This window comes from Paenibacillus sp. MMS20-IR301 (genome assembly GCF_032302195.1).
In the GTDB taxonomy this organism is placed as follows: Bacteria; Bacillota; Bacilli; order Paenibacillales; family Paenibacillaceae; genus Paenibacillus_AQ.
Window position 1 is genome coordinate 439,451 of sequence record NZ_CP135275.1, and the last position, 14,648, is coordinate 454,098.

Consider the following 14,648-nt stretch of genomic DNA (forward strand, 5'->3'; position numbering starts at 1 on the left):
AGGAATTCAAAGAAAACAATAGCTTTCTGCGGTACATTAGAAAGCGCTTACCACTTAAAATGAACAGGAATCTTAATTTAAAGAGGAGGCAGATGAATGTTTCAATTTTTAAGGAGGACTACGGCGAAAATTTTAGCGGCATCGCTGCTTATGTCCATCATTTGCGGGCAGCTGCAGCCCGGTCCGGCGGTTCAGGCGGCGAATGTTCCGGGCTCCGGCCTGCAGCTCAGCGACAGCACTTATTATTTTGCGAGCGATTACTTTTCTGCAATGCCTACAGGAGCTGCACCTGTGAAGCAACTGACTGTTACGGATCTTCCTGCAGGTGTTACGAATGAAGAGGTGGCCTGGTCGTCAAGCGATTCAAGTGTAGCCACAGTGGATCAGTCCGGACTGGTTACGGCTGCCGGCAAAGGCACAGCGCTCATCACTGCGTCAGCTGCGGGCAGCTTATATAGGTCATCCTGTGCTGTATATGTGCCGTCCATAAGTGAGAGCTTCGACAATCTTGCCGCAGGCGATGCTTGGGGAATCACTACAGGTAACGCAGCTGCCATAATGGGAGCTTCAGCCAGTACCATCACAGGCATACCGGGGCAAGTATTTAAAGCAGCGTACAGTGCCTCAGGTACCAGAGGCTTCTATAAGACATTCGCGGCACCGGTGGCCAACGAAAAAGTGCTGCTGAATTTTGATTGGAACGTAGGCACATTAACGAATGGTGCAGGATCACTCAGTATACAGGACAGCATGCACCGAAGTTATATTACCTTTGCCCTTCCGTTAACCGGAACTGCGACTGGTTCACGTACGATTATATATGATACAACGCCTACCACAACAAGAGGCACACCTTATACGCTGCCAGAGGAGAGCTGGGGAACCCAGAAGGGGAAGCCGGTGGCAGGCTCAGGCTTTGACACCGCAAATGCAACCTATAACGTAACCGTAGCTATTGATTTTTTGAATAAAAAAATTGATTTTACACTTACGAACAAGACTGATGCCGCGAAGACGGCTTCAGTCCGCAATATTCCATTCTCCACTGCGGTTACGTACAGCAACAATTTCGGTGCCATTGAAATGCTGGGAATCAGAACGTCAAGTACGGCTACCTGGAATCCATGGCTGGATAATTTCAATGTGTATACAGCGGTTCCTGATATTACTTCTGTATCCCTGAATACAAGCGAGTTGAAGCTGAGCAACATCACAGCTGCTTCCTCCAGTACCGCACAATTGACTGCTACAGTTAATCCGGCAGTTCCTGATGTTAATCAGAATGTGACATGGTCATCCAGCGACACCGCTGTTGCTACAGTCAGTGCTACGGGGGTTGTCAATGCGGTATATGACGGCATAGCAACCATTACGGCAGTTTCAGTCAAAAATCCTGCGGTCAGCAGTACAGCTATAGTAACCGTACGTCCGCCTATTGAGATCTCAGAGCTGCATATTACAGATGCCGGGGTTAACGTCGAAGGAACGGCAATCGGGAAAACGACAGGCACGAACTTCAAGCTTGACTACACTATTCATCCGGCTGACGCGGATTATCAAAGTGTCAGATGGAGCTCAAGCGACCCTGCCGTTGTCAATGTAGGCGCTACTTCAGGAATGGCTTATGTTCTGGCACCGGGAGATGCAGAAATCATGTTAACGGCGGATGCGTTCGCAGAATATGGCGGACCCGTGATCACCCGCACTTTTACAGTACATGCAACGGGAGAGGCGACAGCCTGGGTGCCTGTAGAAGAAGTAACGCTTGATCATGCGGTCCTTACATTGAATGCCCGGGGTGCAAATGGAGTATTGAACGCAAGCATCGGGCCGGTGAATGCGACGAATCAGAATCTCATATGGACGACCAGCGATGCAGCCGTCGCAAGGGTGTCCAGCGGTGTGATTACACCTGTAAGCTCAGGTATAGCAGTCATTACGGTTGCTACAGATGACGGAAACTTCACCGCATCATGCACTGTGACGGTCAACGTAGGTGTAACAGGATTAGCGCTCGACAGATCAAGCCTGTCTCTGACTACGCCTGGCGGAGCCGGGACCGGCCTGCCGGGAACATTGACCCCGGTGATCTATCCTGCTGATGCAAGCATCAAAGATGTAATCTGGACGACAAGCAATCCGGCAGTGGCAACAGTCGATAACGGTATCGTTACACCCGCAGGGGGAGGGACAGCTATCATTACCGCCACTTCGGCTGATGGAGGCTATACGGCGTCGTCAACTGTGACGGTTGCCATTTCAGTAAATGGCATTTCGCTTGCAGCCACCGCTTTAGAACTGTCCATGGGCGGACTGAGCGGCGATCTCACAACGATTATCCAGCCTCTGGATGCCGCCAACAAAAATGTAATCTGGACGACCAGCGATGCGGCAGTTGCAACCGTGTCCGGCAATGGCATTGTAACCCCTGTAAATACCGGTACAGCCCGGATAACGGTTAAGACAGCGGATGGCAGCTTCAGTGCAACCTGTGAGGTAACGGTATCCCCCGCTGTTGCATTAACCGCGCTTACACTTGATCAGTCCAGCCTGCTGCTGCCAAGCGGCGGTGTGACTCGGGCCCTGACTCCCGGGTTCTCACCGGCAGAGGCATCAAATACAAGTTTGACCTGGACGACGAGCGATGCATCCGTTGCTACCGTATTGAACGGGGTCGTCACTTCTGTTGCTCCCGGAACGGCAACAATTACAGCAGCCTCAGCGGAAGGCGGGCTGACGGCTGACAGTACTGTAACGGTGATCCCGCCAAACGGGGCAACAATTACGAATGATACCTTTTATAAGGATACCGACGGGAACCCTATCTATTCGCAAGGGGGAGGGATCTTCAAGTTCGGAGATACCTATTATTGGTACGGGGTGCATTATAAAGAGGCAGAGACCTATGCGCAGACGCTGGTAAGAGTAGCGGACCGCACCACCTTCATGGGCTTCTCCTGCTATTCATCCAAGGATCTGGTTCATTGGAAGAATGAAGGAGACGTCATGACGCGGAATACCCCCGGGGCTGAGAATGCTACCTGGGTAGGACGCATGGGGGTGGCGTACAATCAGAATACGCAAAAATACGTTCTGCTCTCGCAGTTCTATTATGATGGCAGCGACGGCGGTGAAGGCGGCGGCGGTTTGCTGTTTGCAGTCAGTAACAGTCCGGCCGGCCCGTTCACCATTGATCATATCCAAAGTCATATACCTGGCATATCGGATACCGGGCCGGGTACAGGAGACCAATCGTTGTTCATTGATGATGACGGCCTGCCGTATCTCATTGCATCAAGTCCTAACGGCCGGAGCAGGCAGTATGTGGTGCCGCTTGAGCCGGCGGACTTTCTGAGCCTTGGACCTGCAGTTCAGATCAGCCGCGGTCAAGGACTGGAAGGCAACGCTATGTTCAAGTATGACGGCAATTACTATTTCGCTTCGTCAGATCTGCATGGCTGGAATGCATCGCATAGTTATGTATTCCAGGCGTCTAACATACTGGGGCCTTATTCGCCTGTCTATGTTATGGAAGGAACAGATGCCAGCTTCAGCCATGTGTCACAGACGGGATTTTTCTTAACGGTTAAGGGTACAGAGGGTTCGACTGTAATCTATGCAGGCGACCGGTGGAGTAATTTCGCCGGCAACGGGCTTGGCTATAACCAGTGGGTTCCGCTGTCGTTCGACGGAAGCAAGCCGGTATTCAATGATTTAAGCCAATGGACGATTGATGCTGAAGCAGGAACATGGGCCTCCGCACCCGGTAACAACTATGTCAGCAATCCAACCTTTGAAGCGGACCGGGTCGTCACCTCAGCCGTTGCGGGCTGGACGGTTACGGACAATGTATCCGGCGCAGCGAACTCCAATCTGAAGGGCAGCCAATACAGCGGGAATTTTGTCTATCAGCAAAAGGCAGCCACACCGTATATCGCTGCCTTGAGTCAAGTGGTCAGTGATCTGCCGGACGGATCCTATACCTTAAAAGCATGGGTGAAGAGCAGCGGAGGACAGAATGCTGCTAACCTGTATGCCAAGAATTATGGAGGAGAGGCTAAGGCGGTTTCAGTCAAAACTGCAGTTCCGGATTGGACGGAGGTGGTTATCAAGAACATCGTTGTGACTGACGGGGAGATGGAGATCGGGTTATATTCGGATGCGCTCGGCGGACAATGGGTTCAAATCGACAATCTCTCCTTGACCAAGGACGCAGTCTCCGTATCAGGAGTAGAGCTTGATCATGCAGCCCTGCAGTTAACCCTTAACGGGGAACAAGGGGTGTTGACTCCGCTGATGGCTCCTCATGATGCCACGATTACAGGGATTATATGGTCCACAAGCAATCCCGAAGTGGTAACCGTTGAAGCGGGTGTGGTTACTGCTGCGGGACTTGGAACAGCAACTGTAACTGCAACAACCGTGGATGGCGGCTACAAGGCAGCAAGCAGAATAAAGGTTGTTCCCAGCGCTGACGCAAGCCTGAGCGGTATTTCAGTAGGAGGCGTCCCGCTGGCAGATTTCAGTCCCGGTACGCTTGACTACCGGTTCCAGCTAGCAGCAGGCACGCTGACAGCCCCCCAAGTATCCGCAACTGCGGCGAATAGCGGGGCATCCATCGCATATACACAGGCAGCTGCCCCGCAAGGGCAAGCGGTCATTCTCGTCACGGCAGCTGACGGCTCTGCACAGACTTATACTGTACAGTTCATTGTACCGGGTACAGCAGTCACCGGAGTGAAGCTGTCACAGAATTCAGCAGACATCAAGGCTGGAGAGAGCCGCAAGCTGTCAGCAACAGTTATGCCGGCGGATGCAACAAATGCGGCAGTACTGTGGAGCTCGGATAACGAGAGTGTCGCGGCGGTTGAAGGAGATGGGACAGTGACAGGAATCGCAGCAGGCATGGCAATCATTAAGGTAACAACAGCCGATGGCGGATTTAGCGATACAGCAGCAGTGACAGTAACGGCCGCGGCAACAGCGGCAGTACCAGCGGACGGTCTGGCCAGCAGCAGCGGAAGCAAGGCCGGAGCGGGATCAGTTAGCGGGCCAGCAGCGGGGCCTGCTAACTCCGGCCAATCTGCGGAGCCGGCGGGTCTGGGGCAGCCGGCCTCAACTCAGCCGGGATTCAATGATAAAGTTAATCCGGACACCGTCCGCCTGATTGCTGAACGGGGAAAGAAGGCTCCGCCTGTAACATTCACCGATGTGAATCCGGATTCATGGAGTGCACAGCTTATTGAGCGCGCCTCCCGGATGGGCATGGTGTCGGGCTTTGCGGATGGCTTATTCAAGCCGGCCGGCAAGGTGACGCGAGCGGAGTTTGCCGTAATGGTGGTTAGAGCCTTCGGACTCTCTTCTGCAGGCGGCTCACAATTTACAGACACTCAAGCGCATTGGGCGGTGAATGAAATTGCCGTACTCCGGGCTTTGGGCATAAGCTCAGGCTATAGCGACGGCAGCTTTCATCCCAATCAGCAAATTACCCGGGCTGAGATCGTAGGCATGCTTGCCCGTCTGGTAGATTATGCACCTGCGGCGAAGCCTGCGTTCTCCGATACCGCTTCCAGCTGGGCAGCCGGTCCGATCGAAGCCTTCGCTGCATACGGAATCGTCTCAGGTGCAGGCGAAGGGAAGTTCATGCCTAATGCCAGTGCTTCAAGGGCAGAGGCGGTAGCCATTATAGTCCGTATGATAGACCGGTTGGTAGGTTAATCACGGCAGATAACAACAAAAGCGGCAGCCGGGATACCCAACCGGCTGCCGCTTTTTTAACGGATAAGCTTTCAATGCTTCGGGGGTATTTCATTTATTTTATCAGCTTAAGTTTTCGAAGATTATCGTAGGTTTGACCCGTATTTCCGCCTGAAGCGCTCCTCTATAATAACTGTGGAGAGACAAACAGAAACTAGTTGGAAGGTGATGAATGTGAATATGAACTCCCAGCCAAGGGCCGGGGCAAGGAAAGGATCGGGGGGGAAGCTTAGCCGCCGGGCAAAAACAGGCTGGCTGCTGGACTTCCGGACTCATTGGGTGCTGTACCTGATGTTTGCTCCCATAGCTGTCTATTTTATTATCTTTGCTTACATTCCGATGGCCGGTATTGTCATGGCTTTTCAGTCTTACAGCGTGAAGGGCGGCATCTTCGGCAGTGAGTGGGTAGGCTTGGACAATTTCAGTTATTTCTTTCAGTCTGGCAAAGCCTGGCTGGTTACCCGTAACACTATCCTGTACAATGTTGCTTTTTTGGCCTGTTATACCTTCTTTTCCATTGTGGCAGCTATCGTTATCTCCGAAATCCGCCTCAAATGGTTTAAGAAATTGTCCCAGACCCTGATGTTCCTGCCTTATTTCATATCCTGGGTAACGGTATCCGCCTTTGTCTACAACTTCCTCAATTATGAATACGGGATTGTGAACCGGATGTTAGCCTATTTCAATGTGGAAGCGCTTGATATCTATTCGACGACCTGGTACTGGTACCTCATCCTGCCGTTTCTGTATGTGTGGAAGTGGGTGGGATACGGGAGCGTGCTGTACCTGGCGGCTATCGTCGGCATCGATCAGGAAATTTATGAAGCAGCCACCATTGACGGGGCGTCTAAATTCCAGAAGATAACGAAAATTACGCTCCCGCTGCTGAAGCCGACGATGATTATCCTGCTGCTGCTCGGACTGGGACGGATTATGCGCGGTGAATTCGATATGTTCTATCAGCTGATCGGCAACAACGGGCTGCTTATGGACACGACAGATATTATCGATACGCTGGCCTTCCGGTCACTGATGGGCACAGCGGATTTCGGAATGGCTTCCTCGGTCGGTTTCTATCAATCCGTACTAACGCTGATTATTATTCTTGGTGCTAACTGGCTGGTGCGCAGATACGACAAAGACCAGGCTTTATTTTAAACCCCTATTTTACTAAAGAAGCAGGTGATTTATATGAGCAGCAAAACCGCTGATCACAAACTGGATTCAGCCCCAATATACACGGCTATCGCTTATACACTGGTTGCCGTCATTGCCTTAATCTGTGTCTTGCCCTTTATCGTGCTTGTATCAGGCGCCTTTTCTTCAGAAAGCGCCATTCTCAAACATGGCTACTGGTTCTGGCCGCGTGACTTCTCACTGGAGGCCTTCGCCTTCATCTTCCGCTACCCGGAGGATCTGTTCGCCGGATACAAGGTTTCGATTATTGTCACTGTGGCCGGGACCACACTATCGTTGTTCATTTCGATGATGGCTGCTTACGTCCTGTCCCGTAAAGATTTGAAGCACCGTAACGCGTTATCGTTCTTCCTGTTCTTTACGACGCTGTTCAATGGCGGGCTGGCTCCGTATTACATCTGGCTCAGCCGTAATCTCCATTTATCCAATACCTATGCGGTGCTGATTCTGGCCCCGATGTTCAATGTAATGTACATCCTGATTCTCCGGAGCTTTATCCGGGAATCTGTACCGGAGCCGCTGATCGAATCGGCCAAAATTGACGGTGCAGGGGACTTCCGGATTTTCCTGAAAATTGTCCTGCCGCTTACGAAGCCTGCGATTGCCTCGATTGGTGTATTCACGGCGCTCGCTTACTGGAATGATTGGTGGACCGCCATGATGTTCACGAATAAAGATACGCTGATTCCGCTCCAGTACCTGCTCTATAAGATGTTGTCTTCCATTAATCTGTCGGCGGCTATGTCCCAGCATGTCTCCAACCTGGATATGCCAAAGGAGACGTTCAAGCTGGCGATGACGGTGATTGCCACCGGTCCGATCGTGCTGGTCTTTCCGTTTGTGCAGAAGTATTTTGTCAGCGGGATCACGATTGGTGCAGTGAAGGGATGATATAGATTCCGGCCGGGCCGGGGTTTATATAGATGCTTATCAGAATATAAGGAGGCATTAGCATGAAAGGGTTCAAAAGAAAGGGTCTTACGTTATTAAGCGGGGTATTGTTACTGTCAATGGCTCTTACAGCCTGCGGGGGAAATAATAATTCAGAGAGCGCGGCAACGAACGCACCTGCTGATCCGGCCGCTGCTACACCAGCCGCCACGGAAGCGGGCGGTACACCTGATCATTCCAAAGAAGTGAAGCTTGTAGGTTATCTGTTGGGTGAAGCCCCTAAGGGAATGCCGGAGGTTATGGCAGCGGTCAATGAGAAGCTGAAGAAGGATATCAATGCCACGCTGGAAATCAATTATATCGGCTGGGGAGATGTAGCATCCAAATACCCCCTGATTCTGGCTTCCGGACAGGATGTTGATTTCGTGTTTGCTGCGGACTGGAACTTCTATGTCTCAGAGTCCAACAAGGGCTCATTCCTTGAGCTGAACGAAGATATGATTAAGAGCAACATGCCCAAATATTATGCCAATCAGGATCCGGCGGCTTACCAGGCGGCACAGGTCAACGGCAAGCAGTATATGATTCCAACGACCACCCCGGACCGGAAGGTCAATGTTATCGTGCTCCGCAAGGATATTATGGACCAGGCGGGACTGGTGAATCCGACGAAAATCTCCGAGCTGGAACCCTATCTGGCTGCTGTCAAACAAAGCCATCCCGATATGATTCCGCTGAATCTGGATTCACAGTATGATCTCCCGACCCCGTTCGGCGCGCTGGCCAGCGAGAAATTTGCTTACCCCGGGGCGCCAATGGACTCCGGTGATCCGTCTTCTGTAGGTGTGTTTACGGATAACGAAGATCCTGCAGGCAAAGTGTTAAGCATCACGGATGAGCCTGTGCAGGGCGCATTCAAATATGCGGCAGATACGATGAAGCGATGGTACGATGCCGGTTATATCAACAAGAACCCGTATTCTAACAAGGTCCGCTCCAAGGATAATTTCGTGGAAGGAAAAGCAGGCATTGCCTTCGGCAATTCCATAGATATTCAAGCTACTCTGGCCGCTTGTGCGCAAAAAGGCATTGAAACGTATGTGATGCCGGTGCTCTCCCCGACGGGACATGCTCCCACCAGCAGCTGGTTGAACAATGGCGTTGCCATTGCTGCGAATACACCGAATGCGGAACGTGCGCTGCAGGCCCTGGACCTGATTATGCAGGATGAATCCTATGTATATTTAACCTACTACGGCATCGAAGGCAAGAATTACGCAGTGACTGCAGACGGTAAGCTGACGCTTCCAGAAGGGGTTACGGCTGAGACCAATACGTATCCTGCTGATGCCGCCGGTTTCTGGTTCGTCAATAAGGATTACTTCAAACCAAGCGTTTCCTGGACTGACTCCTACATCGAATTGAACAGCCGGATTAAAGACTTCCTGGCTCCGGTGCCTTATCTGGGCTTCTCCTTTAACTCAGAAAAAGTAAAATCGGAAATCGCCAATCTCAAAAATGTGTCATCGCAATACTTCCTTCCGATTACCATCGGAGCCGTAAAGGATGTTGATAAAGCATTCGCCACGCTGAATGACAAGCTCAAGGCTGCAGGCATTGACAAAGTGAAAGCGGAGGTTGAGGCTCAGACAAGCGCATTCCTGTCAGCGAAGTAATCTGCTAATCTTTTATCCCAGTTCACTCTGTGAATAATTCAGCTTGTATTCCTTGGGGCTCATGCCTGTATATTTGGAGAATACATGGGTGAAATAGGCGGGCGTTTCGATCCCTACAGCCTCCGCAACCTCGAACACTTTGCTTGCCGGATTGCGGAGCAGCTTCTTGGCCATTTCGATCCGGTACTTATTGATGACGTCGATGATTGACTCACCGGTAACTTTTTTGTACAGGCGGCTGAGGTAGCTGCTGTTGATATGGATATGATCGGCAATGATCTGCAGGCTCAGATCCTGGTTGTAATGCTCCCTGATGAATTTCTGGCATTCAATAACGATGTAATTCGGCTGCTGGTCATTAAAGGCTGCGGCTCTGGAGCAGCTATGAATCAGGCGCTTCAGAATGCCGGCCAGCAGCTGAATGCTCTTGCTCTCCTGGATTTGCTTATACACCGCAGACTGGCTCTCCTCCAGCTCAGCGGCGAAGGGCTGGCTGGCACTCAGCAGGCGGAAGCAGTAGGAGCTGATCAGCAGGCAGGCTACCTTTACATTCTCAATCGGCTCTTTCGTACGCTTGTAGTTCTCCAGCAGCTGCTCCAGCTGATAGACAGCCTGGCTGCTGTGCCCCTGCTGCAGATGCTCGGCAATTTGCTCTGCCGCATGGTGCGGGGGAGCGCCGGGCGTGAGCGTCCGGCTGGTATGAGGCATATAGACCGCGACATAATTATCATTATAAAAGCTGCCCTGCAGCGCCTCTCTGGCCTCCAGATAAGCTGTTGACAATGTCAGCAAATCCCGGTGGAGCAGGCTGATGCCAATATTGACATGGTACTGCCTGAAGTTCTCAGCCATGGCGAGAATTTCGCTGCTGATTGTGAGCAGTGTCTGTGTCATAACTGCGGCACTGCCGCTGCCCATGGAGACCAGGGCTAGCAGGGTGTTTTTCTCCATAGCCATAATATAGGAAGGATGTTCCCCTATGGCCAGGGTAAGGAACTGGCGGATGGCGGCCAGGAACCGGTGATAATCACCCGCGGGTGCTCCGGCAGGGCCCTGGGGTCCCGGAATATCCCTGACCTCCATATATACGGCGAAGTAATTGTCCAGCTGCAGTCCAAGCTCGCTTGAGCGGGTGACCAGGCTTCCTTCATCACTGATCAGGCCATAGACAGCTTCCTTCAGGAATTTCTCACTGATTTCAGACAGATTATCACTGATCTTGCTCTCGAGCTGCTTGACCTTCTGCTGTTGCTCCCGTTCCTTATCGAGCAGGAGGGTTGCTTTTTCAATAGCCCGGGGTATCTGTTCGGTAGGGTTGGTCTTGACTACAAAGTCGACTACTTCGTATTGAATCGCCGTTTGGGCATAGGAGAAGTCCGCGAAGGCCGTAAGGATAATTACCTTGATCTGCGGATAATGGTGATGCACATATTCCGACAGCGCAAGTCCATCCATCCCCGGCATACGGATATCCGTTACAATAATATCGATATCATGATAATCAAGCAGTTCTACAGCTTCCATACCATTGGATGCCTCGCAAATCACCTCACACCGGAGAACACTCCAGTCAATGAAGCACTGCAGTCCTTTTTTGATTACAGGCTCATCGTCCACAATCATGATGTTATACATATGTTAAATCCCCCTGATCTTTCGGTATATGCAGGGTAACCTTGGCCCCCGCCCCTGATGCACTCTCAATCTCGATCCCGTATGGCTCACCGTATATCAGCTTCGCCCGTTTATGCGTATTGATCAGGCCGATATTGTTATGGCCCTGCTTGCGCATGGTGCTGCTCTCGAAGGTGCTCCAGTTCCGCGGAACCTCCTCGAAGCCGATGCCGTTGTCCGTAATCTCGAAGTATACGGAATCATCCCGGCTGTAGATGCGGATGTGGATTACACCCTTGCCCAGCTTCTTCTCCACGCCGTGAACTACGGCATTCTCCACCAGCGGCTCAACGCTCAGCTTAGGTAGCAGCAGATCCAGCAGCGCTTCATCTTCAATCTGAATCGTGTACTCAATTTTGTCCTCGAACCGTTCCTTCTGCAGATAGAGATAGAATTTGATGAAATCCAGCTCCTGGCGGATCGGAATCTTCGCCAGGCTGTTTGAATAGATGCTCGCCTGCAGCAGCTCCGTAAGCGAGGTTACCATTTTGTAAACGGTCTCATCTCTGGATAATTTCGCCTTGTAGCCGATGGTAATCAAGGTATTGAACAGGAAATGGGGATTCATCTGGGCCTGCAGAAATTTGATCTCCGAATCCTTGACCAGCAGATGCTTCTCATACACTTCCTTAATCAGATAGTTGATTTCGTCCGTCATATTGTTGAAGGTGGTGCTCAGCAGATTCAGCTCCGCATCTCTATAGGTCGGCATCCTTGCGCTGTAATCCCCCTTCTTCACCTTGCGGATGCTCCGCAGCAGATCACGGACAATCCGGGTAAAGCGGACGGATAACAGGACACCTGCGGCAAGTGACACGACAGCAATCAGCGTGATAATCCAGATGTAATTGTGCATGCTCCCGGATAATTTAGCCAGCACCTGCTTCTTCGGAATGCCGGCAATGAAGGTCAGGCCGGTTGTACCGATGCTGCGGGAAGCAGCCAGATAGGTCTCATGATTCAGCCTCAGCTCCCTGACGCCTGTCGTGTCTTTCAGCGCAAGCACAGCCGGGTCAACTGTAGCGCCGAGCGTCTGCTTATCGGCACTGGAGTAAATGACACCCTGATTATCTACGATGTACGCCACCGCGCCCGGGAAGGCGAGCACCCCGGAATATTGTTCGGCTAAGTCGGCCTCATCCGTGCCGAAGATCAGCACCAGACGCTGCTCGGGCTGATTGATATTGGACATCACCCGGGTGAAGTAGATTGTGGGATCCTTAAGGCTTGGGGTGAGAATCTCCTTGCCGCGGACCATGGTGCCGTTAAGCGACTGATAGACAGCCAGATTGTTCTTATTTGTCTGTTCGATATTGGGCGGCGCCTTTACAACCGATACATAGTTGTCATCATCAAAAAAAACATAGGCCGTTGACAATAGGCTGATATTCCAAGCATTGTTGAACATGAGGCTGTACTTCAGGTCCTCTTCCATTTCTGTTTTATTGACGAACTTCTTATAGAAGTCATTGCTCAGGGACACATTGTCAATCAGCCAGTTGCGGATCATTTTGGTGGAGAGGAAGTGCAGGGAGGTATTCTCGACAATCTGAAAGGACTTCTCAATATTGTCGTTAGTCTGGCGGATCAGCAGGGACAGGTTATCATTGGCATTCTTCGTCAGCATCTGCGAGATGTTCCAGTAGAAGTAACAGCCGGCGAACGTCATGGGCAGCAGAATCAGCAGAAAGATGATCATTACAATTTTGTTCCTGACCGGAATACGGGTGAAGAATCCTGATAGCAGGCGGGGGTTAAGCTGCCGTAGAATCTGTTCTTTGAACATGCGGGTGGCTCCTTGTTGATGATTCTGTTGATGATTCTATAGTACAGCCATTATATAATCATTTCCCGGTTGCGAATAGCGCAGAGGCGTGAAATACAGCGGTTTTAGGAGAGATGGTAAAGAAAACGATACAGAGTTAAAGAAATCTGAAACCCCTTACATCCGTTTCGCTGCCGCGGCCGATTTACACAAGATATTATAAAAGATCATGCGGAAAAACGAATTCATTACCAATTTTCTTTGTTCTACAATGAGAGCTGTAAACAACCATTAGCAGCATAAGGGGGATTTAGTTTGAAGAAACCAATGTACAAGAAGGGCATTACCCTGGCAAGTACTCTGATTCTGGCACTGTCCATTTCGGCATGCGGGTCAGACAATACAGCGAAGAATGGCGGGGCAGCCGCTGACTCCGGTTCCGGAAATAACGCACCTGCGGCCAAGGCACCCGTGAAAATTTCTTATCTGACCTTCCGGGTCGGTACGCACGCCTCAGCCAAGATGGAAGAAGAGCAGATCAAGCAGTTCAATGCCAAGTACGGTGACGAAGTAGAGGTTGTGGTGGAAGAAATTCCAAGTGACGCCGCCTATGTTGACAAGATCAAAATCCTGGCCGCCTCCGGTGATGTTCCGGATGTCGTTATGGGCAAGGACGGCGTGAATGATGTACTGATCAAAGGCAATCTTGCAACCCCTTTCAATGAGTATCTGGATAAGGATGCGGAATGGAAGGCTGCGATTGGCGAAGATGCCCTGGCCTCCAATACGCGGGACGGCAAGATCTGGTCGATCAGCGACCAGAAGCAGAACATCGGCTACTTCTACAATAAAGAAATGTTTGAGAAAGCGGGAGTTAAGCCTGCGGAGACCTGGGATGAGTTCATGAGCAACAATGAGAAGCTCAAGGCGGCAGGCTTCGTTCCGCTCGCACTGATGACCGGGGAGAATGCCTGGACGTCCAATCTGATTCTGGCGGCCATGATCGGCACGAACGGGGAGAACGGCAAAGCGTTCATGAACACCCTGCACCCGACAGACTTCAATACACCGGAAATGATTCAGGCGCTTAACATGATGAAGGAACTGCTGGAGAAGTATACGACGAAGGATGCGCTGGGTGCGGGCTATGCCAATGCAGCGAATGCTTTCAGCCAGGGTAAGGCGGCGATGATTGCCAACGGCCCTTGGATGATCGGGGATTTCAGCGATCCGGCGAAGAGCAGTGAAGGCTTTGATGCCAAAGTAGGGGTTGCCGCGTATCCGGACAACAGCCTGATTTCCACTTATGAAGTCGGCTACATGATTGGAGCCAAAACGCCGGAAACCCGCGAAGCTGCCGAGAAATTCATCAAGTTCAAAACCGGGCTTGAAGGGCAGGCGATCGCGCTTGAATACGGTAATGTAATGCCGGTATCCAGCGAAGTCCAGCCGTCAGATGCACTGAAAGAGAAATATCCGATCCTGGTCGAATCGATTACAGTCGCGCAAAAGACGCAGCTGCATTACCGGACACTGGATTCCATCGTCTATCCAAACGTAACGGATGCCTGGAAAAACCTGTATCCGAAGCTGGCTGCCGGCCGGGCGACCGCAGAAGAAATTGCCCAGGAACTAACGGATATTGCTGCTAAGAATAAATAATAGATAGTCTGAGGATTGGGGAGGAC

The 14,648-nt window shown here is 51.4% G+C and carries 7 protein-coding genes; 5 read left to right on the forward strand and 2 right to left on the reverse strand.

The window, feature by feature from the left end; genetic code table 11:
• Positions 1 to 96: 96 nt before the first annotated feature.
• The 4 genes from LOS79_RS01870 to LOS79_RS01885 all read left to right on the forward strand — a co-directional run bounded on the left by LOS79_RS01870 (position 97) and on the right by LOS79_RS01885 (position 9,521).
• Positions 97 to 5,718 (forward strand): Ig-like domain-containing protein, encoded by a 5,622-nt coding sequence (locus tag LOS79_RS01870; RefSeq protein ID WP_315415861.1) that lies wholly within the window; start codon positions 97 to 99, stop codon positions 5,716 to 5,718.
• A 330-nt stretch (positions 5,719 to 6,048) separates the two neighbouring features.
• Entirely contained in the window at positions 6,049 to 6,915 is an 867-nt protein-coding gene (locus LOS79_RS01875) for an ABC transporter permease (protein ID WP_315421928.1), read from the forward strand.
• A gap of 33 nt (positions 6,916 to 6,948) precedes the next feature.
• Complete coding sequence (locus tag LOS79_RS01880) at positions 6,949 to 7,845, forward strand: carbohydrate ABC transporter permease (protein WP_315415863.1); 897 nt, start codon at positions 6,949 to 6,951, stop codon at positions 7,843 to 7,845.
• Positions 7,846 to 7,907: 62 nt separating this feature from the next.
• Entirely contained in the window at positions 7,908 to 9,521 is a 1,614-nt protein-coding gene (locus tag LOS79_RS01885) for an extracellular solute-binding protein (protein WP_315415864.1), read from the forward strand.
• 12 nt (positions 9,522 to 9,533) lie between these two features.
• Here LOS79_RS01885 and LOS79_RS01890 read toward each other — a convergent pair whose 3' ends face one another.
• Both LOS79_RS01890 and LOS79_RS01895 read right to left on the reverse strand, forming a co-directional pair.
• Positions 9,534 to 11,156, reverse strand: a complete 1,623-nt coding sequence (locus LOS79_RS01890; protein ID WP_315415865.1) for a response regulator — start codon at positions 11,154 to 11,156, stop codon at positions 9,534 to 9,536.
• Positions 11,149 to 12,981, reverse strand: coding sequence for a sensor histidine kinase (locus tag LOS79_RS01895; RefSeq protein WP_315415866.1), 1,833 nt, complete (start codon positions 12,979 to 12,981; stop codon positions 11,149 to 11,151). Before LOS79_RS01895 ends, LOS79_RS01890 begins: the two co-directional genes overlap by 8 nt.
• A gap of 294 nt (positions 12,982 to 13,275) precedes the next feature.
• Here LOS79_RS01895 and LOS79_RS01900 point away from each other — a divergent pair, with 294 nt between their 5' ends.
• On the forward strand, positions 13,276 to 14,622 hold the full coding sequence (locus tag LOS79_RS01900) for an ABC transporter substrate-binding protein (RefSeq protein WP_315415867.1): 1,347 nt from the start codon (positions 13,276 to 13,278) through the stop codon (positions 14,620 to 14,622).
• The last annotated feature ends 26 nt before the right edge of the window (positions 14,623 to 14,648 follow it).

Bases quoted from the DNA above. Each gene is read 5' to 3' on its own strand.
- LOS79_RS01870 (WP_315415861.1), top strand. From the start codon at position 97: ATGTTTCAATTTTTAAGGAGGACTACGGCGAAAATTTTAGCGGCATCG.
- LOS79_RS01875 (WP_315421928.1), top strand. From the start codon at position 6,049: ATGTTTGCTCCCATAGCTGTCTATTTTATTATCTTTGCTTACATTCCG.
- LOS79_RS01880 (WP_315415863.1), top strand. From the start codon at position 6,949: ATGAGCAGCAAAACCGCTGATCACAAACTGGATTCAGCCCCAATATAC.
- LOS79_RS01885 (WP_315415864.1), top strand. From the start codon at position 7,908: ATGAAAGGGTTCAAAAGAAAGGGTCTTACGTTATTAAGCGGGGTATTG.
- LOS79_RS01890 (WP_315415865.1), bottom strand. From the start codon at position 11,156: ATGTATAACATCATGATTGTGGACGATGAGCCTGTAATCAAAAAAGGA.
- LOS79_RS01895 (WP_315415866.1), bottom strand. From the start codon at position 12,981: ATGTTCAAAGAACAGATTCTACGGCAGCTTAACCCCCGCCTGCTATCA.